The sequence below is a fragment of the Streptomyces indicus genome (assembly GCF_900100315.1).
GTDB classification, from domain to species: domain Bacteria; phylum Actinomycetota; class Actinomycetes; order Streptomycetales; family Streptomycetaceae; genus Streptomyces; species Streptomyces indicus.
On the sequence record NZ_FNFF01000002.1, the window covers coordinates 220,068 to 244,016 of the forward strand.

At 70.9% G+C, this 23,949-nt stretch carries 23 protein-coding genes and 1 pseudogene; 9 read left to right on the top strand and 15 right to left on the bottom strand.

Translation table 11 applies throughout. The features are described from left to right. Window position 1: 1 nt before the first annotated feature. The 3 genes from BLT97_RS07530 to BLT97_RS07540 all read left to right on the top strand — a co-directional run bounded on the left by BLT97_RS07530 (window position 2) and on the right by BLT97_RS07540 (window position 1,639). Window positions 2–415, top strand: a complete 414-nt coding sequence (locus BLT97_RS07530) for a roadblock/LC7 domain-containing protein (protein ID WP_093608336.1) — start codon at window positions 2–4, stop codon at window positions 413–415. A gap of 92 nt (window positions 416–507) precedes the next feature. Beyond that, on the top strand, window positions 508–1,077 hold the full coding sequence (locus BLT97_RS07535) for a DUF742 domain-containing protein (protein ID WP_093607981.1): 570 nt from the start codon (window positions 508–510) through the stop codon (window positions 1,075–1,077). Continuing rightward, window positions 1,058–1,639: a GTP-binding protein gene (locus tag BLT97_RS07540; RefSeq protein WP_093607982.1), complete on the top strand. Its 582-nt coding sequence runs from the start codon at window positions 1,058–1,060 to the stop codon at window positions 1,637–1,639. Before BLT97_RS07535 ends, BLT97_RS07540 begins: the two co-directional genes overlap by 20 nt. 320 nt (window positions 1,640–1,959) lie before the next feature. Here the strand turns inward: BLT97_RS07540 and BLT97_RS07550 are convergent, their stop codons facing one another. After that, a complete protein-coding gene (locus BLT97_RS07550) occupies window positions 1,960–2,169 on the bottom strand; it encodes an acyl-CoA carboxylase subunit epsilon (RefSeq protein ID WP_093607984.1) in 210 nt (69 codons plus the stop codon). A 53-nt stretch (window positions 2,170–2,222) separates the two neighbouring features. Then, on the bottom strand, window positions 2,223–3,815 hold the full coding sequence (locus BLT97_RS07555) for an acyl-CoA carboxylase subunit beta (protein WP_093607985.1): 1,593 nt from the start codon (window positions 3,813–3,815) through the stop codon (window positions 2,223–2,225). Window positions 3,816–4,114: 299 nt separating this feature from the next. Between BLT97_RS07555 and BLT97_RS07560 the strand changes: the two genes are divergently transcribed. Both BLT97_RS07560 and BLT97_RS07565 read left to right on the top strand, forming a co-directional pair. Beyond that, window positions 4,115–4,723: a YceI family protein gene (locus BLT97_RS07560; protein ID WP_093607986.1), complete on the top strand. Its 609-nt coding sequence runs from the start codon at window positions 4,115–4,117 to the stop codon at window positions 4,721–4,723. Window positions 4,724–4,825: 102 nt separating this feature from the next. Continuing rightward, complete coding sequence (locus tag BLT97_RS07565) at window positions 4,826–5,986, top strand: epoxide hydrolase family protein (RefSeq protein ID WP_093608337.1); 1,161 nt, start codon at window positions 4,826–4,828, stop codon at window positions 5,984–5,986. A gap of 23 nt (window positions 5,987–6,009) precedes the next feature. Here BLT97_RS07565 and BLT97_RS07570 read toward each other — a convergent pair whose 3' ends face one another. The 7 genes from BLT97_RS07570 to ureA all read right to left on the bottom strand — a co-directional run bounded on the left by BLT97_RS07570 (window position 6,010) and on the right by ureA (window position 13,999). Then, window positions 6,010–7,353, bottom strand: coding sequence for a hypothetical protein (locus BLT97_RS07570; RefSeq protein ID WP_093607987.1), 1,344 nt, complete (start codon window positions 7,351–7,353; stop codon window positions 6,010–6,012). Between the two features lie 81 nt (window positions 7,354–7,434). Next, the gene (gene cimA / locus BLT97_RS07575; RefSeq protein WP_093607988.1) at window positions 7,435–9,075 is read right to left on the bottom strand and encodes a citramalate synthase; all 1,641 of its coding nucleotides are present in this window, start codon (window positions 9,073–9,075) and stop codon (window positions 7,435–7,437) included. Between the two features lie 331 nt (window positions 9,076–9,406). Further along, window positions 9,407–10,024 carry a TetR/AcrR family transcriptional regulator gene (locus BLT97_RS07580; protein WP_093607989.1) on the bottom strand — a complete coding sequence of 206 codons (618 nt, stop codon included), beginning with the start codon at window positions 10,022–10,024 and terminating at the stop codon, window positions 9,407–9,409. Continuing rightward, on the bottom strand, window positions 10,021–10,470 hold the full coding sequence (locus tag BLT97_RS07585) for a hypothetical protein (protein WP_093607990.1): 450 nt from the start codon (window positions 10,468–10,470) through the stop codon (window positions 10,021–10,023). Before BLT97_RS07585 ends, BLT97_RS07580 begins: the two co-directional genes overlap by 4 nt. Window positions 10,471–10,516: 46 nt before the next feature. Next, the gene (locus tag BLT97_RS07590) at window positions 10,517–11,542 is read right to left on the bottom strand and encodes an agmatine deiminase family protein (protein ID WP_093607991.1); all 1,026 of its coding nucleotides are present in this window, start codon (window positions 11,540–11,542) and stop codon (window positions 10,517–10,519) included. A gap of 10 nt (window positions 11,543–11,552) precedes the next feature. Beyond that, a complete protein-coding gene (locus tag BLT97_RS07595; RefSeq protein WP_093607992.1) occupies window positions 11,553–13,274 on the bottom strand; it encodes an urease subunit alpha in 1,722 nt (573 codons plus the stop codon). Next, entirely contained in the window at window positions 13,271–13,999 is a 729-nt protein-coding gene (gene ureA / locus BLT97_RS07600) for an urease subunit gamma (RefSeq protein ID WP_093607993.1), read from the bottom strand. Before ureA ends, BLT97_RS07595 begins: the two co-directional genes overlap by 4 nt. Window positions 14,000–14,221: 222 nt before the next feature. Here ureA and BLT97_RS07605 point away from each other — a divergent pair, with 222 nt between their 5' ends. Next, window positions 14,222–15,433: a NupC/NupG family nucleoside CNT transporter gene (locus BLT97_RS07605; RefSeq protein WP_093607994.1), complete on the top strand. Its 1,212-nt coding sequence runs from the start codon at window positions 14,222–14,224 to the stop codon at window positions 15,431–15,433. A 103-nt stretch (window positions 15,434–15,536) separates the two neighbouring features. Here BLT97_RS07605 and BLT97_RS07610 read toward each other — a convergent pair whose 3' ends face one another. From BLT97_RS07610 to BLT97_RS38880, 3 genes are all read right to left on the bottom strand, one after another. Then, complete coding sequence (locus BLT97_RS07610) at window positions 15,537–16,625, bottom strand: branched-chain amino acid aminotransferase (protein WP_093607995.1); 1,089 nt, start codon at window positions 16,623–16,625, stop codon at window positions 15,537–15,539. 291 nt (window positions 16,626–16,916) lie between these two features. Next, on the bottom strand, window positions 16,917–17,957 hold the full coding sequence (locus tag BLT97_RS07615) for a 3-isopropylmalate dehydrogenase (RefSeq protein ID WP_093607996.1): 1,041 nt from the start codon (window positions 17,955–17,957) through the stop codon (window positions 16,917–16,919). A gap of 455 nt (window positions 17,958–18,412) precedes the next feature. After that, on the bottom strand, window positions 18,413–18,547 hold the full coding sequence (locus tag BLT97_RS38880) for a hypothetical protein (RefSeq protein ID WP_093607997.1): 135 nt from the start codon (window positions 18,545–18,547) through the stop codon (window positions 18,413–18,415). A 361-nt stretch (window positions 18,548–18,908) separates the two neighbouring features. Here BLT97_RS38880 and BLT97_RS07625 point away from each other — a divergent pair, with 361 nt between their 5' ends. From BLT97_RS07625 to BLT97_RS07635, 3 genes and pseudogenes are all read left to right on the top strand, one after another. Next, the gene (locus BLT97_RS07625) at window positions 18,909–19,523 is read left to right on the top strand and encodes a CDP-alcohol phosphatidyltransferase family protein (RefSeq protein WP_093607998.1); all 615 of its coding nucleotides are present in this window, start codon (window positions 18,909–18,911) and stop codon (window positions 19,521–19,523) included. Continuing rightward, entirely contained in the window at window positions 19,520–20,365 is an 846-nt protein-coding gene (locus BLT97_RS38430; RefSeq protein ID WP_093607999.1) for a phosphatidate cytidylyltransferase, read from the top strand. Before BLT97_RS07625 ends, BLT97_RS38430 begins: the two co-directional genes overlap by 4 nt. After that, a pseudogene (locus BLT97_RS07635) lies at window positions 20,362–20,967 on the top strand (lysophospholipid acyltransferase family protein); the annotation flags it as partial. The gene BLT97_RS38430 and the pseudogene BLT97_RS07635, both read left to right, overlap by 4 nt. Window positions 20,968–20,980: 13 nt before the next feature. On the opposite strand, the gene BLT97_RS07640 reads toward BLT97_RS07635, so the two are convergent. The 3 genes from BLT97_RS07640 to pruA all read right to left on the bottom strand — a co-directional run bounded on the left by BLT97_RS07640 (window position 20,981) and on the right by pruA (window position 23,945). Next, entirely contained in the window at window positions 20,981–21,283 is a 303-nt protein-coding gene (locus tag BLT97_RS07640; protein WP_093608000.1) for an NIPSNAP family protein, read from the bottom strand. A gap of 134 nt (window positions 21,284–21,417) precedes the next feature. Further along, entirely contained in the window at window positions 21,418–22,170 is a 753-nt protein-coding gene (locus tag BLT97_RS07645) for a tyrosine-protein phosphatase (RefSeq protein WP_245769203.1), read from the bottom strand. Between the two features lie 143 nt (window positions 22,171–22,313). After that, entirely contained in the window at window positions 22,314–23,945 is a 1,632-nt protein-coding gene (pruA, locus tag BLT97_RS07650; protein WP_093608001.1) for an L-glutamate gamma-semialdehyde dehydrogenase, read from the bottom strand. Window positions 23,946–23,949: the final 4 nt, after the last annotated feature.

A 23,949-nucleotide genomic window follows, 5' to 3' on the forward strand; every position in this document is an offset into this window, starting at 1 on the left:
GATGAGCCAGGCGGCGCAGAACCTGAACTGGTTGATCACCAACTTCGTGGACAACACCCCCGGGGTGTCGCACACGGTGGTGGTCTCCGCCGACGGACTTCTTCTGGCGATGTCCGAAGGGTTCCCGCGCGACCGCGCCGACCAGCTGGCGGCCGTCGCATCCGGTCTGACCTCGCTGACCGCGGGTGCCTCCCGCATCTTCGAGGGCGGCCTCGTGAACCAGACCGTTGTGGAGATGGAGCGAGGGTTTCTCTTCCTCATGTCCATCTCGGACGGTTCCTCGCTCGCCGTTCTCGCACACCCCGAGGCCGACATCGGTCTCATTGGGTACGAGATGGCCCTTTTGGTCGACCGCGCAGGCACGGTTCTCACCCCGGACCTGCGTGCGGAGCTCCAGGGGAGCCTTCTCAACTAACAGACAGGCAGTGCGAATTCGCGTCCCGTGGCCTTAAAGTTTCGGGACGCGGCTCCACTTGATGGAAGCCCGGGAAAGTCGGAGGAGGAGCAGTGGCAGGTCCCACACCGCGAGACGGTTCGTCTTCGGGGAACTGGTCGTATGGCCAGAACCAGGGCGACAACTCGCCCAACCGCTACAACTTCCCCTCCACACCCAGCCATCAGGAGCGGTTCGCACCGCCGCAGCGGCCGCGTGACCCTTACGAGCAGCAGCAGGCACCCCGGATCCAGCCGGTGCAGCCCGCACCCCGCTCCCCCGAGGCCTCGCCCGGCCGTGCGCAGAACCCTCTCGTCCGCCCGTACGCCATGACGGGCGGACGGACCCGGCCGCGGTACCAGCTCGCCATCGAGGCGCTGGTGCACACGACCGCGCAGCCGCACCAGCTCCAGGGCCAGCTCCCTGAGCACCAGCGGATCTGCAACCTGTGCCACGAGATCAAGTCGGTCGCCGAGGTCTCGGCACTGCTCTCCATCCCCCTCGGCGTGGCCCGGATCCTCGTCGCCGACCTGGCCGAGGCCGGCCTCGTGGCCATCCACCAGCCCGGCGGCGACGAGAACGCCGGCGGCCAGCCTGATGTGACACTGCTCGAAAGGGTGCTCAGTGGACTTCGAAAGCTCTAGCGGCGGTGCGGCCCGCTCCACCACCAGCGCGAAGATCGTGGTGGCGGGAGGCTTCGGCGTGGGCAAGACCACGTTCGTGGGCGCCGTCTCGGAGATCAACCCGCTGCGTACCGAGGCCGTGATGACGTCCGCGTCCGCGGGGATCGACGACTTGACCCACACGGGGGACAAGACGACGACGACTGTGGCGATGGACTTCGGCCGTATCACCCTGGACCAGGACCTGATCCTGTACCTGTTCGGTACGCCCGGCCAGGACCGCTTCTGGTTCATGTGGGACGACCTGGTGCGCGGTGCGATCGGCGCGATCGTGCTCGTGGACACGCGTCGTCTGGCGGACTGCTTCCCGGCGGTGGACTACTTCGAGAACTCGGGTCTGCCGTTCGTGATCGCGCTCAACGGCTTCGACGGGCAGCAGCCGTATCAGCCGGACGAGGTTCGTGAGGCGCTGCAGATCGGGCCGGACACGCCGATCATCACTACGGACGCGCGTCACCGTGCGGACGCGAAGTCGGCGCTCATCACGCTGGTGGAGCACGCGCTGATGGCGCGGCTTCGGTAGATCTTCCCGGGCTACGGCCCGCGGGCCCCGTGTCCCCTTGTGGGGGTGCGGGGCCTTTTTGTCTCCCCCACCCCGCCCCTTCCCGAAACCGGGGCTCCGCCCCGGACCCCGCATCCGAGCTCCGCTCGGATCTGCTCAAACGCCGCAGGGGCTGAACCTTTCAGCCCGTCCGGCGTTTGAGGACGAGCGCGTTCAGCGCGATACGGGGGTCCGGGGGCGGAGCCCCCGGTTTCGGGAAGGGGCGGGGTGGGGGAAAAGCAAACCGCCCCGCACCCCCACAAGGGGACACGGGGCGGCTGAAGCCCAGAGAAGGCGAGGGGTCAGCCCTGCCAGGAGTGGGGGGCGCGGAAGCCCGGGGTGCGCTCCAGGCGGCGCCAGCCGGCCTTGTCGCGGCCGCGGGACGGGGCGGGAGCCGCGGCGGACTCGGACGCGGCCGCACGGGCCAGCAGGACGGCCGTGATGGCGGCCAGCTCCTCCGGCTCGGCGTGGCCCTTCTCGACGCGGAGGAGGTTCTCGGCAGGAGAGGTCATGGGGTTCGGATCTCCGTAGGGCAGAGGGCAGGAAGGAAGTCAGGGGCGCCGCGTCACTGCGGCGGGTTGCCGTGCTTGCGCGAGGGCAGATCGGCGTGCTTGTTGCGCAGCATCGACAGGGAGGCGATCAGCACGGACCGCGTCTCGGACGGGTCGATGACGTCGTCCACGAGACCGCGCTCGGCCGCGTAGTACGGGTGCATCAGCTCGGCCTTGTACTCCTTGACCATGCGCGCCCGCATCGCCTCGGGGTCCTCGGCGTCCGCGATCTGGCGGCGGAAGATGACGTTGGCGGCACCTTCGGCGCCCATCACCGCGATCTCGTTGGTGGGCCAGGCGTACGTGAGGTCGGCACCGATGGACTGGGAGTCCATGACGATGTACGCACCTCCGTACGCCTTGCGCAGGATCAGGGAGATCCGGGGCACGGTCGCGTTGCAGTACGCGTACAGGAGCTTGGCGCCGTGGCGGATGATTCCACCGTGCTCCTGGTCGACTCCGGGCAGGAAGCCGGGTACGTCCAAAAGGGTGACGATCGGGATGTTGAAGGCGTCACACATCTGGACGAAGCGCGCGGCCTTCTCGGAGGCCTCGATGTCGAGCACGCCCGCGAGGGTCTGCGGCTGGTTGGCGACGATGCCGACCACCTGGCCGTCCAGACGCGCGAGGGCACAGACGATGTTCCGCGCCCAGCGCTCGTGGACCTCGAGGTAGTCGCCGTCGTCGACGAGCTCCTCGATCACCTTGTGCATGTCGTACGGGCGGTTGCCATCGGCCGGGACCAGGTCCAGGAGCACGTCCGAGCGGCGGTCCGCCGGGTCCTCGGAGGAGACGACCGGCGGGTTCTCGCGGTTGTTCGAGGGCAGCATCGAGATGAGGTAGCGCACCTCGGCGATGCAGGTCTCCTCGTCGTCGTACGCGAAGTGCGCGACGCCGGAGGTCTCGGCGTGCACGTCGGCGCCGCCCAGGCCGTTCTGCGTGATCTCCTCGCCGGTGACCGCCTTGACGACGTCGGGACCGGTGATGAACATCTGCGAGGTCTCGCGGACCATGAACACGAAGTCGGTGAGGGCGGGGCTGTAGGCCGCGCCGCCCGCGCACGGGCCGAGCATCACGCTGATCTGCGGGATGACGCCGGAGGCCTTGGTGTTGCGCTGGAAGATGCCGCCGTACCCGGCGAGCGCGGAGACGCCCTCCTGGATACGGGCGCCGGCGCCGTCGTTCAGGGAGACCAGCGGTGCACCGGCCGCGATGGCCATGTCCATGATCTTGTGGATCTTGGTGGCGTGGGCCTCGCCCAGGGCGCCGCCGAAGATCCGGAAGTCGTGCGCGTAGACGAAGACCGTGCGGCCGTCGACCGTGCCCCAGCCGGTGATGACACCGTCGGTGTAGGGCTTCTTGTTCTCCAGACCGAAACCGGTGGCCCGGTGCCGACGCAGCTGCTCGACCTCCTGGAAGGAGCCGGCGTCCAGGAGCAGCTCGATGCGCTCCCGTGCGGTCAGCTTGCCCTTGGCGTGCTGCGCCTCGGTGGCCTTCTCGCTCGGTCCCGCGACGGCCTTGGCACGGATCGCGTGCAGCTCGGCCACGCGTCCGCGGGCATCGGTGGGCTCGCCGCCGGCAAAAGCAGCCTCATCCAAAACGGTCATGTAGCGACCTTACGAAGCCGGGGCGGGGAAACGGTCCGTCGACTTCGCACAGTCTCCGGCCCGTTTTCCTGGTACCCCCGGACAGAAGCCCACTTCAGTGCAGGCGATCCCACTGCTCAGGGGGCGGCGGCGTTGTAGAGGTCACACAATGACCTACGGGGCCCCGGCCCGCGCAGACGTTACGCCATGCGAGTCCGCCCCATGAAGGACGATGCGGAGCCCACGTACCTGTTGAAAGTTAAACCAAATAGGTCTACTGTCGAAGGCAGCAGCAGGAAACCATCCCCAAGGAGCACAAAATGGGCATCTTCGGCCGCAAGAACGACGCCACCGAGACCACCGCCGCCCCGGCCCCGGTCAACCCCGAGCTGGCCGGCCTCACCGGCGACTACACGATCGACCCCGCACACACCTCGCTCGGCTTCACGGCCCGGCACGCGATGGTGACCAACGTGAAGGGCTCCTTCCTCGACTTCGAGGGCACCCTGCACCTGGACGGCAGCGACCCCTCGCAGTCCACCGCCTCCCTCGACGTGAAGATGGACAGCATCGAGACGGGCCAGGGCGACCGCGACGGCCACCTCAAGAGCGCCGACTTCTTCGACGTGGAGAAGTTCCCGACGATGACCTTCCGCTCCACCTCGGCCGAGGCGCTCGGCGGCGAGGACTACCGGATCACCGGCGACCTCACCATCAAGGACGTCACCAAGCCGATCACCATCGACCTGGAGTTCAACGGCGCGGCCAAGGACCCGTTCGGCAACGAGCGCGTGGGCTTCGAGGGCAAGGCCGAGCTGCTCCGCTCGGAGTGGGGCCTGACCTGGAACGCGGCCCTGGAGACGGGCGGCGTCCTGGTGTCCGACAAGATCAAGCTGGTCTTCGACATCTCGGCGATCCGCAACGCCTGAGCCGCGGGCAGCGTGCGGCCCGGCACGGTCCGGGCCAAGCTGCACAAGCGGATGTGCGTGGTCCCGTTGTCGGCGGTACGGCACGGGACAAAGGTGGACGGCATGACTTCCGCCGACACGATCCACCCCTTCCGCATCGACATACCTCAGGCCGCCTTAGACGACCTGAACGACCGCCTCTCCAGGGCCCGTTGGACCGACGACGGGCCCGGTGAGCCGGGTGAGTACGGGACGAGCACCGACCTCGTGCGGCGGCTCGCCGCGTACTGGCGCGACGGCTACGACTGGCGTGCCCAGGAAGCGAAGATCAACGAGTACCCGCAGTTCACGACGGAGATCGACGGGCAGACCATCCACTTCCTGCACGTCCGCTCCCCCGAGCCGGACGCCTTCCCGCTGATCCTCACCCACGGCTGGCCCGGCTCCTTCGTGGAGTACCTGAAGGTGATCGGGCCGCTCACCGACCCGGCGGCGCACGGCGGCGACCGCGCCGACGCCTTCCACCTGGTCATCCCCTCCATCCCCGGCTTCGGCTTCTCCGGTCCCACCAAGGAGAAGGGCTGGGGCATCACCCGTACGACCAAGGCCTGGGCCGAGCTCATGCGGCGGCTCGGATACGCGCGCTACGGGGCCGGCGGCAACGACGGCGGGTCCTTCATCGCACCGCAGCTCGGGCGGCTGGCCCCCGAGCAGGTCGCCGGGGTGCACGTCACCCAGGTGTTCTCTTATCCCTCCGGCGATCCCGCGGAGTTCGAGCGGCTCACCGAGGACGAGCGGCAGGCGATGGGGATCCTCCAGTGGTTCATGGAGAACAAGCTCTCCTTCAACACCTTGCAGTCCCAGCAGCCGCAGACCCTCGCGCACGCGCTCGCCGACTCACCGGTCGGGCTGCTCGGCTGGAACCTTCAGCTGTTCGCCGCGGGCACACCCGGGGAGGTCGTGCCGGACGACGACTTCATCCTGACGAACGTCGCCCTGTACTGGCTGACGGGGACGGCCGGTTCGGCCATGCGCTTCTACTACGAGATGGCCCACGAGGAAGTGCCCACGACGGGCGGGGCCGCGGCCGAGCCGACGACGGTGCCGCTCGGTGTGGCCTCGTTCGAGGGGGACATGCGGCCGTTCCGCACCTTCGCCGAGCGCGACCACAGCAACATCGTGCAGTGGAACCTCTACAAGGAGCCGGGCGGGCATTACGCGGCCCACATGGAGCCCGAGGTCATGGCCCGCGATATCCGGGGGTTCTTCCGCGGGCTGAGGTGAACCGGTGAGGAGGCGGGGACGGCTCAGAACCCTCCGCCGAAGTCCCCGCCTCCTCCCCCGCCGAAGTCGCCTCCGCCGAAGCCTCCGTCCCCGAAACCCCCTCCGAAATCATCGGAGCCGAAGTCCGAGCCGGACCCGTCGCCGCCCCAGCCGCCCGCCGACGGGTCGGAGTACGCGTAGGCCGGGCTCGCCATCATCGAGCCGAGCATCGTGCCGACCAGGAGGCCGGGCAGGATGCCGCCGGCGAAGTAGCCGCCGGCCCACGGGCCGTACACCGGGCCCGCCTCGTAGTACGGGCGGCGCCCCTGGTCGGTGTCGACCGTACGGACCGCGGGGTCCTCGCCGTCGTCGATGCGGGCCTTGTCCGCCGCGCACACCGGCACGGCGCGGACGGGCGCGCCGGGCGGGGCCCAGTCGGCGTCAGCCACGGACGGGCCGTGGCGCGGGTCGAAGAAGCAGGGCAGCCGGCGCTCGGGCAGCTCACGGCCCTCGCGCCGCGCGGCCAGGACCGCCAGCGCGAACCGGCCGTCCTCCAGGGCCTGGGTCACGCCGGTGACGTCCTCGGGCCGCTGGGCCGAAGCCATGATCGACTTGGCTTGTTCGTACGAGTCCAGGGCGCGCTCGTAGTCCTCGCGCATCGCGTCCGTGGCGCCCTGCTCACCGGGGTGGAAGTCGAGCCGCTCCAGCTCCTCGCCGAACGCCGTGATGTCCTCGTCCACGACCACGCGCAGCTTGTCGAGGGCGGCCCGCTGCTCCTCGGCCTTCTTCCGCTTGTTCCGCCTGACCAGGGCGTACGCGCCCGCGCCGCCGGCCACGGCCACCGCGCCGAGACCGATCAGGGCGCCGGCGGACACCCCGTCGTCGGCCGCGCCGCCCCAGGAGGCGGGCGCGCTGCCGCGTGCGTCACGGACGGCCGCGTCCACAAAGGCGTCGAGGCCCGCCGAGCTGCCGAGGCTCTCCAGGTTCTGCGTCGCCTGCGACGAGAGGACCGAAGGGTCGGCCCGCACCCGGAAGGTGTCGCCGTGCTGCACCGCGTACACGCCCGGGTCGCCGACCGCCGTCCGCAAATTCCTGAAGTCGTCCGGTGTCACGGGGAAGTCCTCGGGCAGGACGGCCAGGAACACCGGCTTGCCCGCGTCCTCGATCTGCTGCGCCAGCTTGTCCGCATCCGCGGCGGAGAGCTGCCCCGACGCCGCGGGGTCGACGTACACCGGGCCCTTCTCCAGCGCGTTCGCCACGGTCGAGATGTCCGAAGCGGCTGCGGCCCCGGGCGCCACCGCGAGGGAGGCGCCCAGGGCCAGCAGCAGTCCGGACAGGGCGACCATGATCCGCCTTGTCCCGTTGATCCGCTTCGTAAGCTTTCTCATACTTCGAAGCTAACGCAGCGGGCGGCCCGATGACGGGGCCGGAGGGCGGGGACCGCGAACCGTAAGAACTACTCCGTCGAGCTATTCCGTGGGCTCGACCCCGGCCCGCAGCAGGCCGTAGGTGTAGGCGTCCTCCAGTGCCTGCCAGGACGCGGCGATCACGTTGTCCGCGACGCCGACCGTGGCCCACTCGCCCTGGCCGTCCGAGGTGGAGATCAGGACGCGGGTCGTGGACTCCGTCCCGTGCCGGCCCTCCAGGATGCGGACCTTGTAGTCGACGAGCTCCAGCTTGGCGAGCTGCGGGTAGATGCGCTCCAGGCCGCGGCGCAGGGCGTTGTCCAGGGCGTTGACCGGACCGTTGCCCTCCCCCGTCGTGACGATGCGCTCGCCCTTCGCCCACAGCTTCACGGTGGCCTCGTTGGCGTGGGTGCCGTCGGGCAGGTCCTCGACGATGGCCCGCCAGGACTCGACGCGGAAGTAGCGGCGGGCGCGGCCCTCGACCTCCTCGCGGAGCAGCAGCTCGAAGGAGGCGTCGGCGGCCTCGTACGTGTAGCCCTTGAGCTCGCGCTCCTTGACCCGCTCGACCACGCGGCCGACCAGGGCGCGGTCGCCGCCGAGGTCGACGCCGAGCTCCTTGCCCTTGAGCTCGACGGAGGCGCGGCCCGCCATGTCGGAGACCAGCATGCGCATGGTGTTGCCGACGAGCTCGGGGTCGATGTGCTGGTACAGGTCCGGGTCGACCTTGATCGCGGAGGCGTGCAGGCCGGCCTTGTGGGCGAAGGCCGAGACGCCCACGTACGGCTGATGCGTCGAAGGCGTCAGATTCACGACCTCGGCGATCGCGTGCGAGATGCGGGTCATCTCCTTGAGGGAGCCCTCGGGGAGTACGCGCTTGCCGTACTTGAGCTCCAGGGCGGCGACGACCGGGAAGAGGTTGGCGTTGCCGACGCGCTCGCCGTAGCCGTTGGCCGTGCACTGGACGTGGGTGGCGCCGGCGTCCACGGCGGCGAGGGTGTTGGCCACCGCGCAGCCGGTGTCGTCCTGGGCGTGGATGCCCAGGCGTGCGCCGGTGTCGGCGAGGACGGTGGAGACCACGGCCTGCACCTGGGCGGGGAGCATGCCGCCGTTGGTGTCGCAGAGGATGACGACGTCCGCGCCCGCCTCGTGTGCCGTGCGGACCACGGACTTCGCGTAGGCCGGGTTGGCGCGGTAGCCGTCGAAGAAGTGCTCGCAGTCGACGAAGACGCGGCGGCCCTGCTCGCGCAGATACGCCACGGTGTCGGCGATCATCGCGAGGTTCTCGTCGAGGGTGGTGCGCAGGGCGAGTTCGACATGGCGGTCGTGGGACTTGGCGACCAGGGTGATCACCGGGGCGCCGGACGCGAGCAGCGCGTTGACCTGCGGGTCGTCCGCGGCCTTGGCGCCGGCGCGGCGGGTGGCGCCGAAGGCCACCAGCTGGGCGTTCTTGAACGTGATCTCTTCGGCGGCGCGTGCGAAGAACTCGGTGTCGCGCGGGTTGGCCCCGGGCCAGCCGCCTTCGATGAAGCCGACGCCGAACTCGTCCAGGTGCCGCGCGATCGTCAGCTTGTCCGCGACGGTGAGGTTGATGCCCTCGCGCTGTGCGCCGTCGCGCAGCGTCGTGTCGAAGACATGGAAAGCGTCGTGGGCGTCGCGGGGGCCGAAGGGCCCTGCGGTATCCGCGTTTTCCGTGGCTTGGGTCATGCTGCTGGCTCCTGATTCGGATGTCGGTCGACCGGAATGACCGGCTCCGCCTTCCTCCTATGATCCCTGGCGCTCCGCCTCCGGCTGCGGGTGGGCCGGACTGCGATCTTTTCAATGAAATGAAAAAACCCCTCGCGGGTGCGAGAGGTCTGCGCGCGGGTCGAGGACGACGGTGTCCGCCCGTACGTCGGTCGGTACGGAGCGGTCACTGCGGACCGGCGCGCCTGCTGCCAATAATCATGGCGAACGAGAACACGGTCGCAGTCTTGCACAGACGGTGAGTGTCTCCTCACCCCGTCTCAGGATGCGGTCTGTGGTCCGCGCCACGTTCTCATCGGACCGCGAGCGATGCGTCGAGGAACTCCCGTACGTGGACGAGGACTTCATCCCGGTCCGCACCCGGCAGCCCCACGGCCACATGCACCGAGAACCCGTCGAGGAGCGCGCGCAGCCGCAGCGCGAAACGCTCGGGGTCGAGCGCGGCGAACTCGCCGCGCGAGACACCCTCCGCGAGCAGCGCGACGAGATCGCGATGCCAGGCCCCTTCGATCGCGGCCTGCCGCCGCCCCGCCTCCACGCCGGGATCGGTACGCGGCGAGCGGTTCCAGACCTCGAGCCACAGCGTCCAGTGCGGGTCGCGCGGCCCGGCGGGCACGTACAGGTCGACGTAGGCGTCGAGCCGCGCCCGCACGGACCCCGGCCGGGAGAGCACCGCACGCCGCTCCTCCCCCAGCTTCCCCTCGCTCCACTCCAGGGTCTGGAGCAGCAGCTCGTCCTTGGTCTTGAAGTAGTAGAGAAGATGCCCGCTGCTCATCCGGACCGCCCGCCCGAGCGCGGCCATGGTGAGCCCTTCGAGCCCGCCTTCGGCGACCATGGCCATGGCGGCGGCGAGCACGTTTTCGCGTGGGGGTGCGTGCTTGCGGGGGCGTGACACGGCCTCGGGGCTCATACGGCGGGCTCCACTCGGACGGCGTCGGGGACGAACCTCAGCTCGTAGGACGTGTAGCAGTCGGCGCTCAGGATGGCGACCTCGGCGCCGCAGGTGCAGAGGCGGTTGACACCGTCCCGGCCGGCGGGACCGCAGCACCCCACGTTGCGGCGCGGGACGGGGTGCGGCTCAAGGTCCAGGACATCGTCCGGGTTCAGGACCATGGTGCCGCGCGGTCCGTCTGCGATGCACGGGTCCCACTCACCGGCACCCGAGGGCTGGACGTATGGGGCACCGAACGGCGCCTCGTCGATGCAGTACGCCCCGCGCGGCAGCGTCGCAGGCGCCCGGTACAGCCCGTCGGGCGCGGCGCCCCCCTCGTACGGCGGCGGCTCCGGCACGGCGTCGAGGCGCCGCACCGGCTCGGTCAGTCGACGGCCGCACGCGGCGCAATGCAGCACATTCACGCGTACGTTCTACCTCACTCGATCCCGCACGTACCCGGCCCGCCCGTCACACCCGCGGCTGCTGCTGGGTGATGCAGTGCACGCCGCCCCCACCCGCGAAGATCGTGCGGGCGTCCACCAGCGTGACCGTGCGGTCCGGGAAGAGGCGGCGGAAGATGCCTGCCGCGTGTTCGTCGCGCGGGTCGTCGAAGGCGCAGAGGACCACGCCTCCGTTGCAGAGGTAGTGGTTGATGTAGGAGTAGTCGGCCCAGCCGCCCTCCTCGTCGCGGACCTTCGTCGGGGCCGGGATCTCGACGACCTGGAGGCGGCGGCCCTTGGCGTCGGTCTGGGTGCGCAGGAACTCGACGTTCTCGCGGCAGAGTTCGTGGTCCGGGTGGGAGGGGTCCGGCTGGGTGTGGGCGACCACGACGCCCGGTCCCGCGAAGGCCGCGACGATGTCGACGTGGCCGAGGGTGCCGTAGCCGTGCGGCGGATAGTCGGCGGTGAGGCCGCGCTTGAGCCAGATGGCCTTGGTCGTGCCGAGCTTCGCGTGGATCTCCGCCTCGACCTGTTCGCGGGTCCAGCCGGGGTTGCGCTCCGGGCCCAGCTGCACGGTCTCGGTGAGCAGGACCGTGCCCTCGCCGTCCACGTGGATGCCGCCGCCCTCGTTCACCAGAGGGCTGCTCAGGACGGGGACGCCGGCCAAGTCCGCCACGTACGAGGCGATCTTGGAGTCGTGCTCCCAGGTGGCCCAGTCCTGGGCGCCCCAGCCGTTGAACACCCAGTCCACGGCGGCCAGTTCGCCGCCTTCACCGACCACGAACGTGGGGCCGATGTCCCGCATCCAGGCGTCGTCGAGTTCGCGCTCGACCAGGTCGATCTCCGGGCCGAGCAGCGCGCGGGCGGAGTCCGCCTGGCCGGGGCCGTGCACGACGGTGACCGGCTCGAAGCGGCGTACGGCGCGGGCCACCGCGGCCCAGGCCACGCGGGACTCGGCGAGTTCCTCGGCCGAGGAGAAGGTGGTGTTGGGGCCGGGCCAGGCCATCCAGGTGCGCTCGTGCGGGGTCCACTCGGCGGGCATACGGAAGGTCATCACTGGATCCTCAGAGGAAGTAGAGGCGGTTCAGGGACACGGAGTCGGCGGGGTCCGAGCGCATCGGGCGCCCGTCCAGCGTGACGAGGCCGCTGCGGGCGTCCACGTCGACCGCTCCGATACGGGAGTTGAGGAGCAGGTCGCCCGGGCCGATCCCCCGCGTGCCGCGCACGCCCACGCGGCGGCGGCGCGTGGGCAGCCGGTCTCCTTCGAGCGCGGCGGCGGCCTGCGAGACGAAGGCCACCGAGAGGTCGGCGGCGGTGGCGCCGTGGGCGCCGAACTGCGGCCCGAGGACCAGGGGTTCGCAGGTGTCCGTGGCCGCGTTCGGGTCGCCGGTGACCCCGTACGCCGGGAAGCCCGACTTGAGGACCAGCTGCGGCTTCGCGCCGAAGAAGGCGGGCTGCCAGAGCACGATGTCCGCCAGCTTGCCGACCTCGATCGAGCCGATCTCGTGCGCGAGGCCGTGGGCGATCGCCGGGTTGATGGTGAGCTTGGCGATGTAGCGAAGCACACGCGCGTTGTCGTCGTGCGCCCCGTCGCCTTCCAGCGGGCCGAGTTCGGCCTTCATCTTGCCCGCCATCGCGAAGGTGCGGCGCACGGTCTCGCCGGCCCGCCCCATGCCCTGCGCGTCGGAGGAGGTGATGCCGATGGCGCCCAGGTCGTGCAGCACATCCTCGGCGCCCATCGTCCCGGCGCGGATCCGGTCGCGGGCCATGGCGGCGTCGCCCGGCAGATCGGTCTTGAGGTCGTGGACCGAGACGATCATCCCGTAGTGCTCGGCGACCGCGTCCCGGCCGAAGGGCAGGGTGGGGTTGGTGGAGGAGCCGATGACGTTGGGGACGCCCGCCATCTTCAACACGTTCGGCACGTGGCCGCCGCCGCAGCCCTCGATGTGGAAGGCGTGGATGGTGCGGCCGTCGAGCACCCGCAGGGTGTCCTCGACCGACAGGCACTCGTTCAACCCGTCGCTGTGCAGGGCGACTTGGACGTCGTACTCCTCGGCCACGCGCAGCGCCGTATCGAGCGCCCGCGTGTGCGCGCCCATGTCCTCGTGCACCTTGAAGCCGGAGGCGCCGCCCTCGGCGAGCGCCTCGACCAGCGGGGCCTCGTGCGAGGAGGAACCGCGGGCCAGGAAGCCGATGTTGACCGGCCAGGCGTCGAAGGCGTTGAAGGCGTGCTTCAGGGCCCAGGGCGAGTTGACGCCCACGCCCCACACGGGCCCGAACTCCTGCCCGATCACCGTGGTCACGCCGGAGGCGAGCGACGCCTCCATGATGCGCGGCGAGAGGAGGTGGACGTGGGTGTCCACGGCTCCGGCGGTGGCGATCATGCCCTCGCCGGACACGATCGAGGTGCCCGTGCCGACGACGACCTCCACACCGTCGAGCGTGTCCGGGTTCCCGGCCCGCCCGATCGCGCGGATACGGCCTTCGCGGATGCCGATCGAGGTCTTGCGGATGCCCTGCACGGCGTCGATCACCAGGACGTTGCTGATGACGACGTCGCAGGTCTCGCGCACGGCGGCGGCCTTGAGGTGCAGCCCGTCGCGGGCGGTCTTGCCGAAACCGGCGAGGAATTCCTCGCCGTACGCCTGCGAGTCCGACTCCACGCGGACGACGAGGCCCGAGTCGCCGAGGACGACCCGGTCGCCGGCGCGCGGGCCGTGCGTGGCCGCGTACTCCTCGGGGGTCAGCCGGCGGGCTTCGGCGGGGTGGCCTCCGGGACGGCTCATCGGCCTTCCCCCTTCTGTGTCGTCTCGGCCCGCGCTTCGGCCGTCGTTCCGGCTCCGAGATAGCCGCAGGCGGCCGCGCGCCGCAGCGCCTCCTCGCGGGCGCCGGGCGCGTCCAGAGGTCCGTCGACCAGGCCCGCGAACCCGATCGCGATCCGCTCGCCGCCGATCGGCACGAGGCCGACCTCCGCCGACTCCCCGGGCCCGAACCGCTCGGAGGCCCCGGCCGGGATCGCGAGCCGCATCCCGTACGCCGCCGCGCGGTCGAAGTCGAGCCGCGGGTTGGCCTCGAAGAAGTGGAAGTGCGAGGTCACGCTGACGGGGACGGACGCGGTGTTGCGTACGGAGATCCGTACCGCCGCGGCCGGCTCCTCGTGCGCGGGCCCGGGCAGCACCGCTCCGGGAGCGGTCTCGCCCAGCGAGCCGCCGCCGAGCGGATCGGACACCACGGCGAGCCGCGAACCGTCGTCGAACACGGCCTCCACATGCACCTCGGTGACCACGTCGGCCACCCCCGGCAGCACGTCCTGCGGGCCGAGCACGGCGCGGGCCCGCTCGATCGCCTCCGCGAGCCGCAGCCCGTCGCGGGCGGCCTCGCACACCGTGTCGGCGATCAGCGCGGTGGCCTCCGGAACATTGAGCCGCAGCCCGCGCGCCCGGCGGGCCCGGGCCAGCTCCGCGGCCCCGAAGAGCAGCAGGCGGTCGCGTTCGGTGGGGGTGAGTCGCATGGGGCCGGGTGCTCCCTCGGTAGCTTTTAGAGCACCACTCTAAACATGGATCGCCCGTGAAAGAAAGCAACGGGCCGCCATGGGATCTCATAGATCGAGTGCTGTTCAAACCCAACGGCGCAACCAGCCCCCTCTCCCTCCGGCTACGCGGCACGGGTGGACTCGCCCCGCACGGCCGCGTGGATGCTCCGGCGGACGGGTCCGGCCGGGTCTCCTTGCCGGATGCACATCCTCATCGGACTCGTCGGCCTCGTGGTCTTCCTGCTGCTCGCCTTCCTGCCGTCCCGCGATCTGAAGCTGCTGCGGGTGAAGGCGCCGTATGTCGCGCTGATGCTCGTCGTCCAGTTCGCCCTCGGGCTCGTGATGCTGAAGACGAGCCTGGGGCAGAGCGCCGTCAACGCGCTCGCGGACGGGTTCGGCAAGCTGCTGGAGTACGCGGGGGAAGGCACGGCTTTCGTGTTCGGGAGCCTCGCCGATCCCGACGCCGAGGGGAATGTGCCCTTCCTGCTCAGCGTCCTGATGCCGATCATCTTCGTGTCGGCGCTCATCGGGATCCTGCAGTACCTGCGGGTGCTGCCGCTGATCGTGAAGTACCTGGGCATCGTGCTCTCGAAGGTGACCGGGGCCGGGCGGCTCGAATCGTTCAACGCCGTGTCGGCGGCGATCCTCGGGCAGTCCGAGAGCTTCATCGCGATCAAGACGCTGCTGCCCACGCTGACCCCGAAGCGGCTCTACATGCTGAGCGCCTCGGCGATGTCCACCGTCTCGATGTCCATCGTCGGCGCCTACATGACGATGATCGAGCCGCGGTACGTGGTGGCCGCGATCGTGCTCAACCTGTTCGGCGGGTTCATCGTAGTCTGGCTGCTCAATCCGTACGAGCTGACGCCCGAGGAGGACGTGGTCGTCACGCCCGAGCGCAAGAAGCGGTCGTTCTTCGAGATGCTCGGCGAGTACATCCTCGACGGGGCGAAGATCGCGGTCACCGTCGCGGCCATGCTGATCGGGTTCGTGGCGCTGATCGCGCTGATCAACGGGCTCGTCTCGGGGCTCACGGGCGGCACCAGCTTCCAGGAGCTCCTCGGGTACGTCTTCGCGCCGTTCGCCTTCCTCACCGGGGTGCCCTGGGACGAGTGTGTGGACGCGGGCCAGATCATGGCCACCAAGCTGGTCTCGAACGAGTTCGTCGCGATGCTCGCCTTCACGGACTCCAACCCGGGCGGCAAGGTCGAGCTGAGCGAGCGCGCCACCGCGATCGTCCAGACGTTCCTGGTCTCCTTCGCCAACTTCAGCTCGATCGGCATCATCGCGGGCGCCGTGAAGTCCCTCTCGCCGCCACACGGTGACCAGATCGCCCGCTTCGGCCTGAAGCTCGTGTACGGGGCCACGCTGGTGTCGTTCATCAGCGCGACGATTGTGGGGTTGATCTCCTAACTCCCCTACTCCCCGCACTCCCGCACTCCCGTATTTCCGCACAAGGGAAGGCCGGGCCCCCGAACGGGGAGCCCGGCCCTTCCTTGTGAATGGGGTGCGGGGACTAGCCCAGCGTGTGCATCCAGCCGTGCTTGTCGGAGGCCGTGCCGCGCTGGATGTCGAGCAGTGCCTCGCGCAGGCGGAGCGTGACCTCGCCGGGCTCGCCGCCGGACTGGGTCCACTCGCCCGCGTTGCACTTGACCGTGCCCACGGGGGTGATCACCGCGGCCGTACCGCAGGCGAACACCTCGGTGAGGGAGCCGTTCTGGGCGTCGCGCTGCCACTGGTCGAGGGAGATGCGGCCCTCGGTGGCCTCGTAGCCGAGGTCGCGGGCGACCTGGAGGAGGGAGTCGCGGGTGACGCCTTCGAGGATCGAGCCGGTCAGCTCGGGGGTGACGATCTTGTCCCCGTACACGAAGTACAGGTTCATGCCGCCGAGTTCCTCGACCCACTTGTGCTCGACCGCGTCGAGGTAGCAGACCTGGTCGCAGCCCTTGGCCGCGGCCTCGGCCTGGGCCAGGAGCGACGCGGCGTAGTTGCCGCCGGTCTTCGCGGCGCCCATGCCGCCCGGGACGGCGCGGACGCGGTCCTCGGAGAGCCAGATCGAGACGGGCTTCACGCCGCCCGCGAAGTACGCACCGGCGGGCGAGGCGATGACCATGAAGAGGTACTCGTTGGCCGGCTTCACACCGAGGCCGACCTCGGTGGCGAACATGAACGGGCGCAGGTACAGGGACTCCTCGCCGCCGTGCGCCGGCACCCAGTCCTTGTCCTGCTGCACGAGCAGGTCGCAGGCCTCGATGAAGGTCTCGACGGGCAGCTCGGGCATCGCGAGGCGACGGGCCGAGGCCTGGAAGCGCTTGGCGTTGGCCTCCGGACGGAAGGTGGCCACGGAGCCGTCGGGCTGGCGGTAGGCCTTGAGGCCCTCGAAGATCTCCTGCGCGTAGTGCAGCGTCATGTTCGCCGGGTCGATCGAGAGCGGGCCGTACTCGACCAGCTGGCCGTCGTGCCAGCCGCGGCCCTCGGTCCACTTGATCGTCACCATGTGGTCGGTGAAGTGGCGGCCGAACCCGGGGTTGGCCAGGATCGCCTCGCGCTCCGCGGCGGAGAGCGGGTGCGAGGAGGGCTTGAGCTCGATCGTGGGCGTCGTCATGAGTGGATGTCCTTCACCGGTTATGTGTGTGACGGACCGCGCCTCACGCCTGGTCTCCCGGACGACTGAGAGCTTGCGGCGGAGTGCTTGCCACCCCACATTCCGCGGCCCCACGTTCGATTATCGCTCGTGACCGGGCGTGGACGAAACGGGTCCGGTGCGGGGGCTGTACGGGTGTGGTGCGGCGTGCTGCGGCCCAGGGGTCGATGGTGGCATCCGGCGGTGCATACGAGAAGCCGCCGGGTGCCTCTGCGGCTGCCCGACGGCTTCTGGTTTCCGTATCCGCGGGCGTCAGCCGGATACGCGTACGGCGAGCGCGTCGCCGATCTCCTCGGTGGTACGGGTGGTCTCACCGCGCTCGCCGAGGTCGGCGGCGACGGCTTCCTCGATACGGACGGCCTCGTCCTCGTAGTCGAGGTGACGCAGCAGCAGGGCGACGGACAGCACGGTGGCGGTCGGGTCGGCCTTGCCCTGGCCCGCGATGTCCGGGGCCGAGCCGTGGACGGGCTCGAACATCGAGGGGAATTCGCCGGACGGGTTGATGTTCCCGGAGGCGGCGACGCCGATGCCGCCGGAGACGGCCGCGGCGAGGTCGGTGATGATGTCGCCGAACAGGTTGTCGGTGACGATCACGTCGAAGCGGCCGGGGTCGGTGACCAGGTAGATGGTCGCGGCGTCGACGTGGATGTAGTCGGTGGTGACGTCGGGGAACTCCTTGGCCACCTCGTTGAAGACGTTCGTCCACAGGTGGCCGGCGAAGGCCAGCACATTGTTCTTGTGGACGAGGGTGATCTTCTTGCGGGGGCGGGCCTGGGCGCGGGCGAACGCGTCGCGCACCACGCGCTCGACACCGAAGGCCGTGTTCACGGAGACCTCGGTGGCTACCTCGTGCGGGGTGCCCTTGCGGATGGTGCCGCCGTTGCCGGTGTACGGGCCCTCGGTGCCCTCGCGGACGACCACGAAGTCGATCTCCGGCCGGCCCGCGAGCGGGGAGCCGACGCCGGGGAGCAGCTTGCTCGGGCGCAGGTTGACGTGGTGGTCGAAGGCGAAGCGGAGCTTGAGCAGGAAGCCGCGCTCCAGGACGCCGCTCGGCACGCTCGGGTCGCCGATGGCGCCGAGCAGGATGGCGTCGTGCGCCTTGAGCTGCTCGAGGTCGGCGTCGGTGAGGGTCTCGCCGGTGGCGTGGTAGCGCTTGGCGCCGAAGTCGTACTCCTGCGTCTCGAGCTTCACGTCCTGCGGAAGCACGGCACGGAGCACCTTGAGGCCCTGGGACACGACCTCCTGGCCGATTCCGTCGCCGGGGATCACTGCGAGATTGATGCGTCGAGACATGTTCCTCACGGTACTCGGGGTTTCAGCTGCTGACACAGGGTGTCCAGCATGCGGACGCCGTCCGCGGGGGTTGCTCCGCCGCTCCGCGCCGGGTCCTTGCTGTGGGGGCTGCCGCCCCACACCTCCGCGACGGGGAGTTGGGGCAGGGCTGACGCCCCACGCCCGCCCCGGCGGGGGCTGCGCCCCCTGCACCCCCGCTCGGGGGCTGGGCAACTGCCTGCTCGTGGGCGGCAGCCCGTGGGCGACCACTCCTCGTGAGGGCAGCCCTCTGCCTGCCGGGCAATCGGCAGGCGGTGGGGCAGCTTTCAGCCCGTCCGGCGTTTGAGGACGAGCACCCTTAAGGCGCGAAAGGGAGCAAGGGGCGAAGCCCCAACCGGGGGGCAGGGGGCGAAGCCCCCGCGTGGGTGCCTGCCCAAGTAGGCAGCCCATCGGCGCCGTACATCAGGACGTACAGGTCAGTGACCCGCCGCGCCGCCGTTGTCCCTGCGGTCGAGGGCGCGCTGGAGGGCGGCGGCGGCGTTCTTGCGCTCGGCTTCGGCGGTCCGCGAAACGTGGCGGACACGGCGGGCGGCGACGGTCGTCTCGGACATGCTGACTCCTTGGGGCATGAGTGGAGTACGTGACTGAGGGGTCGACAGAGTCGACGGGATATCGAGACGCCGGAGGGGCGGGGAGCGGAGGCCCGCAGGGGTTGCCTGCATGGGGGCACGGCCCACAACCGCCATTCGCTTGATCGAGCGATTCGTTCGGCTCCTACCAAGCTAGGACAGCTGAGCCGGTCTGTCTCTACAATTAGTCGGACTTCCTAGTATCTGAGACGGCAGGCAAAATCCCGGCTCGTCACGTTTGACGTGAAGGAGCCCGTACGGGGGTTTCAACTCACCGGTACTCAGGCCGGTTTGAGTACCTGAGCCGTGTCGGGCCCCCGCCCCGCGGCGGGACAGTCCCCGTATGAACGGCCTCTACGCATTGAAGCCCTGGTACGCCGAGCGGCTGGCCGGCGTCCGTGCCGCGCTGGTGCGCCGCGCGGTGTCGCCGGACACCCTCACGTGGGCGGGTGTGCTGTGCGCGGCCGGCGCGGGCGCGGCGCTCGGGCTGCTGCCCGCCCCGTATGCCGCGCTCCCGGTCGCCGTGCTGCTCGCGGCCCGGCTCGCCTTCGCGAACCTGGACGGTGCGCTGGCCCGCGACACCGGGCGGTGCACCCGGCGCGGTGCGGTCCTCAACGAACTGGGCGACCGGCTCGCCGACTTGGCGGTGCTCGCCGGGTTCCTGTGGGTGGCCCCGGTGGGACCGGTCGCCGCCGCCGCGCTCGCCGCGACGCTCCCCTCGTGGGTGGCGCTCGCGGGCGCGGCGACGGGGGCGCCCCGGCGCAACGGCGGCCCCATGGGGAAGACCGAGCGGTGCGCGCTGGCCGTGGTCGCGGCGGCGTCCGGCTGGTACGTGCCGGTGCTCGCCCTCGTCGCAGTGGGTTCGGTGGTGACGGCGGGGGTGCGGCTGCGGGGAGTGTGGCGTGAGCTGACCGACCGCCCGGCGCCCGCCGCCGATCTCACCGGGAGCCCGCGATGAGCGCCCTCTCGCGCGCGGTGCCCGTCGTCGCCGGCGTACTCGGCACCGCCGGGATCGCCGTCGCCGCGCTCCCGGCCCGGGTGCGGATGCGCACCGAGCTGCGCCGGCGGTGGCGCACCTGGGCCTTCGCCGCGCCGCTGTTCCTCGGCGCCTTCTTCCTCGGCACCGGCGGCGTGGCGGTGTTCGCCGCCGGGCTCGGGGTGGTCGCCGTCGCGGAGTACGTACGGATGGCCGGGCTCACCCGGGCCGATCAGTCGGTCCTGGTCCTCGCGGCCATGGCCCTGCCCGGCCTTGCCTGGCTCGCCCCCGGCGCCCTCGGCCCCCAACTTGCCCTCGGCGCGCTCCTGTTGGCGGCGGGCCCCGCCCTGCTCACGGCCGACGCGGCCACCGGCTTCACGCGCGCCTGCCGTACCGCCTTCGGACTCCTGTGGATCCCGCTCGGCCTGGCCTGTCTCGTCCTGCTCGGCGAGACCGCACTGGCCGTCGGGGTCGCGGTGGCGTTCGGGGACGTGGGCGCTTGGTGCGGGGGCATGGCGCTGGGCCGCAGCGGACCGTTCGCCCGCCGGCTCTCCGCCCTGTCGCCGCACAAGACGTGGGCGGGCGTCCTCGGCTGCGCGGCCGCGACCGCCGGTGCGCTTGCCGTGCTCGGCGCCTTCACGTTCCCCGTCTGGGCCGCCGTGCTCGCCGGCTGCGTCCTGGGCGACCTGCTCGAATCCATGGTCAAGCGCGAGGCGGGCGTGAAGGACGCGGGCAGCTGGCTGCCCGGCTTCGGCGGTCTGCTCGACCGCATCGACTCGCTGCTCGTCGCGCTGCTCCTGACGGCGGGAGTGACGTTCCGGTGAGCCCCGTACGGCACTGCGCCCATCTGCCCGCACTCCCCCGGCGGCTCTCCGCCCGGCTGCGCAAGTCCCTGTGGCGCGCCACGCTGACCGCGACCGGCGGGGTGCGGCGCGAGGGCCGGCTGCCGCGCGGCGGCTGCGTGGTGATCGCGAACCACACCTCGCACGCCGACACCGCGGCCCTGCTCGCCGCGCTCGACGCCCGCCACGCGCCCCGTATCGCGGCCGCCGCCGACTACTGGTTCGCCACCGCGTGGCGGCGCCGGATCTGCCGCCGGCTCGCGGCGGGTTTCCCGGTGCGCAGGACGGGCGGCGGTCTGCGCGACCTGCTCGCCATGACCGAGGCGCTGCACCGCGGTCATGCGGTCGTCCTGTTCCCCGAGGGGACGCGCGGCCGGGAGGGCTCACTCGGCGCGTTCCACCGCGGCGCGCTGCTGCTCGCCCGTCATGCCCAGGTGCCGGTGGTCCCGGTGGCCCTGATGGGGACGGGTCAACTGCTGCCGAAACACGGCTCGTTGACCCGTACGCGGCTGCGGGTGCGGATCGGTGCGCCGCTCGCGCCCACGGCGGGCCCGGCCGAGGCGCGGGCCGCCGTGGAGGCGCTGCTCACGGGGGCGGTCACGCCAGAGGACGGAGGAAGCGGCGCTCGTACCGCCTGATGCACTTGGTCCGCCGGGCCAGTTCGAATGCCTCCTGGCAGTCGGGGTCGGCCATGGAGTCGGTGCGGTAGCGCTCGTAGGCGGCGAGGCTGGGAAAGGAGAACAGCGCGTACGCGATGTCGCTGTCCCCCTCGCTGGGCAGGAAGTAGCCGTGGTGGGAGCCGCCGAACCGGCTGACCAGGTCGACCCAGCGTCGCCCGTACTCCTCGAAGTCCGCGATCCGGTCCGGGTCGATCTCGTACCGCAGATGAATCGTGATCATGCGGTGATGATGCCCGCTGGGACGCCGCGGGTCACCGCCCGTGCATCAACCGGAGGATGAAGTTCGGGCGGCGCCCGGGCGGAATGTCAGGCGGCGCGCAGGCGGAAGTTCCGGCGGCGGCTCGGCCCTCCGCGTCAGCCGGAGACGCGGGCGCGTACGGCGGCGAGGTCGGCGGGGGTGACCCCGGCCGCCAGCAGATACGGCTCGGCGGCCAGGGCCCGCGCGGCGGCGGCCATGTCCGCGTGCGGCGTGGAGCCGTGCTCGGCGTAGGCGGCCTCGATGGCCTCCTGGTGGCTGGGCCTGCCGGTGGCGGCTTCCAGCGCCGCCATGTTGGCCGCGCTCGCCACGTAGTCCGCGGCGATCTCCTCGGGTCCGGCGCCGAGCAGGGAGAGCAGGACGAGCGCGATGTTGCCCGTACGGTCGCGGCCGGCCGCGCAGTGGAAGGCGACCCCGCCGGGAGCGGCTTGGGCCACGGCCTCGACCACCGCCGCGACCCGGTGCGGGAAGCGCTCCATGAACGGCCCGAAGAACTGCGGGGTCCCCCACCGCCAGTCCTCGGTCCACCGTCCCCAGAACTCCGCGTCCTCCGCCATGCCGTCCAGCGCGACGCGCAGCGTGGTGATCCCCTCGGGCCGGGGCGCGGCGTCGGTGCCGTACTCGTCGGGCTCCCTCAGGTCGATCACCGTACGGATGCCGTGCGCGTGCGCGGCGGCCCAGCCCTGCGCGGTGAGCTTGTCGAGTCCGTCGGCGCGGACGAGGGCGCCCCGGGCGACGGAGCCGAGCCCGCCGAGGTCCCGGACGTTGTGGCAGCCGTCCCAGTACAGGTCGCGGCCCGTGCCGGAGGTGCCGGTGGCCGTGCTCGGCGTCATGCTCGGGGTGGTCGTCATGGTGATCAAGATGCCGGACGGCGGGCGCGCGGTTCCTCCGGGGGCACCAATGGAAACCGCCCCCGTCCAGGTGTGGGGCCTGGATGGGGGCGGAGTCTCAAGGGGCGTCGGCCTTGTACGCGGCGTCGGCCCCGTGGGCGGGGTCAGCCCATGTGCGGGTAGCGGTAGTCCGTCGGCGGGACCAGGGTCTCCTTGATGGCCCGGGTCAGGGTCCAGCGCATCAGGTTCTGCGGAGCGCCCGCCTTGTCGTTGGTGCCGGAGGCGCGGCCGCCGCCGAAGGGCTGCTGGCCGACCACGGCACCGGTGGACTTGTCGTTGATGTAGAAGTTGCCCGCCGCGTAGCGGAGCTTCTCCATCGCGTCGGCCGCGGCCGCGCGGTCACCGGCGATGATCGAGCCGGTCAGGGCGTACGCCGAGACGGACTCCATCTGCGCCAGCATCTCCTCGTACGCCTCGTCCTCGTAGACGTGGACGGCGAGGATCGGGCCGAAGTACTCGGTCGTGAAGACCTCGTTGGCCGGGTCGGTGCACTCGATGACGGTCGGGCGGACGAAGTAGCCCACCGAGTCGTCGTACGTGCCGCCCGCGACGATCGTGCAGGACGGGTCGGCGGCGGCGCGGTCGATCGCGGCCTTGTTCTTCGCGAAGGCCCGCTCGTCGATGACGGCGCCGATGAAGTTGTCCAGGTCGGTGACGTCACCCATGGTGATGCCGTCGACCTCGGCCGCGAACTCCTCCTTGAAACCGTCGTTCCAGATGGAGGCCGGGATGTACGCACGCGACGAGGCGGAGCACTTCTGGCCCTGGAACTCGAAGGAGCCGCGGGTCAGGGCGGTCTTGAGGATCGCGCGGTCCGCGGACGGGTGCGCGACGACGAAGTCCTTGCCGCCGGTCTCGCCGACGATGCGCGGGTACGAGCGGTACTTCTCGATGTTGTTGCCGACCGTCTTCCACAGGTGCTGGAAGGTCTTGGTCGAACCCGTGAAGTGGATGCCCGCGAGCATCGGGTGCTCCAGGGCCACGTCGGAGACGGCGAGGCCGTCACCGGTCACCAGGTTGATGACGCCCTTGGGCAGACCGGCCTCTTCGAGCAGCTGCATGAGGAGGACAGCCGCGTGGGTCTGCGTCGGGGACGGCTTCCACACGACCACGTTGCCCATGAGGGCCGGGGCGGTCGGCAGATTGCCCGCGATGGCCGTGAAGTTGAACGGCGTGATCGCGTAGACGAAGCCCTCGAGCGGGCGGTGGTCCAGACGGTTCCAGACGCCCGGCGAGTTGGCCGGGGGCTGCTCGGCCAGGATCTGGCGGGCGTACGCGACGTTGAAGCGCCAGAAGTCGACGAGCTCGCACGGGGTGTCGATCTCGGCCTGCTGGGCGGTCTTCGACTGGCCGAGCATCGTGGAGGCGGCCATGGTCTCGCGCCAGGGTCCGGCGAGCAGCTCGGCGGCGCGCAGGATGATCGCGGCTCGGTCGTCGAAGGACATCGCGCGCCAGGCCGGGGCGGCGGCGAGCGCGGCGTCGATGGCGTCCTGCGCGTCCTGCTGCGTGGCGTTGCGGTACGTGCCGAGGACGGCCTTGTGGTTGTGCGGCTGCACGACCTGGAACGGCTCGCCGCCGCCCATCCGCTTCTCACCGTTGATGGTCATCGGCAGGTCGATGGGGTTCTCGGCCAGCTCCTTGAGCTTGGCCTCCAGGCGGGCGCGCTCGGGGGAGCCGGGGGCGTAGCCGTGCACCGGCTCGTTGACGGGAGTGGGGACCTGGGTCACAGCGTCCATGAGT

Excerpts from the sequence above, each read along its gene's own strand:
- BLT97_RS07530 (WP_093608336.1), top strand. The coding sequence starts at position 2 with ATGAGCCAGGCGGCGCAGAACCTGAACTGGTTGATCACCAACTTCGTG.
- BLT97_RS38430 (WP_093607999.1), top strand. The coding sequence starts at position 19,520 with ATGAGCGCCCTCTCGCGCGCGGTGCCCGTCGTCGCCGGCGTACTCGGC.
- ureA (WP_093607993.1), bottom strand. The coding sequence starts at position 13,999 with ATGCGACTCACCCCCACCGAACGCGACCGCCTGCTGCTCTTCGGGGCC.
- BLT97_RS07560 (WP_093607986.1), top strand. The coding sequence starts at position 4,115 with ATGGGCATCTTCGGCCGCAAGAACGACGCCACCGAGACCACCGCCGCC.
- BLT97_RS07615 (WP_093607996.1), bottom strand. The coding sequence starts at position 17,957 with ATGTCTCGACGCATCAATCTCGCAGTGATCCCCGGCGACGGAATCGGC.
- BLT97_RS07645 (WP_245769203.1), bottom strand. The coding sequence starts at position 22,170 with ATGACGACCACCCCGAGCATGACGCCGAGCACGGCCACCGGCACCTCC.
- BLT97_RS07555 (WP_093607985.1), bottom strand. The coding sequence starts at position 3,815 with ATGACCGTTTTGGATGAGGCTGCTTTTGCCGGCGGCGAGCCCACCGAT.
- BLT97_RS07640 (WP_093608000.1), bottom strand. The coding sequence starts at position 21,283 with ATGATCACGATTCATCTGCGGTACGAGATCGACCCGGACCGGATCGCG.
- BLT97_RS07550 (WP_093607984.1), bottom strand. The coding sequence starts at position 2,169 with ATGACCTCTCCTGCCGAGAACCTCCTCCGCGTCGAGAAGGGCCACGCC.
- BLT97_RS07590 (WP_093607991.1), bottom strand. The coding sequence starts at position 11,542 with ATGACCTTCCGTATGCCCGCCGAGTGGACCCCGCACGAGCGCACCTGG.
- BLT97_RS38880 (WP_093607997.1), bottom strand. The coding sequence starts at position 18,547 with ATGTCCGAGACGACCGTCGCCGCCCGCCGTGTCCGCCACGTTTCGCGG.
- BLT97_RS07605 (WP_093607994.1), top strand. The coding sequence starts at position 14,222 with ATGCACATCCTCATCGGACTCGTCGGCCTCGTGGTCTTCCTGCTGCTC.
- cimA (WP_093607988.1), bottom strand. The coding sequence starts at position 9,075 with ATGACCCAAGCCACGGAAAACGCGGATACCGCAGGGCCCTTCGGCCCC.
- BLT97_RS07595 (WP_093607992.1), bottom strand. The coding sequence starts at position 13,274 with ATGAGCCGTCCCGGAGGCCACCCCGCCGAAGCCCGCCGGCTGACCCCC.
- BLT97_RS07610 (WP_093607995.1), bottom strand. The coding sequence starts at position 16,625 with ATGACGACGCCCACGATCGAGCTCAAGCCCTCCTCGCACCCGCTCTCC.
- BLT97_RS07580 (WP_093607989.1), bottom strand. The coding sequence starts at position 10,024 with ATGAGCCCCGAGGCCGTGTCACGCCCCCGCAAGCACGCACCCCCACGC.
- BLT97_RS07625 (WP_093607998.1), top strand. The coding sequence starts at position 18,909 with ATGAACGGCCTCTACGCATTGAAGCCCTGGTACGCCGAGCGGCTGGCC.
- pruA (WP_093608001.1), bottom strand. The coding sequence starts at position 23,945 with ATGGACGCTGTGACCCAGGTCCCCACTCCCGTCAACGAGCCGGTGCAC.
- BLT97_RS07565 (WP_093608337.1), top strand. The coding sequence starts at position 4,826 with ATGACTTCCGCCGACACGATCCACCCCTTCCGCATCGACATACCTCAG.
- BLT97_RS07570 (WP_093607987.1), bottom strand. The coding sequence starts at position 7,353 with ATGAGAAAGCTTACGAAGCGGATCAACGGGACAAGGCGGATCATGGTC.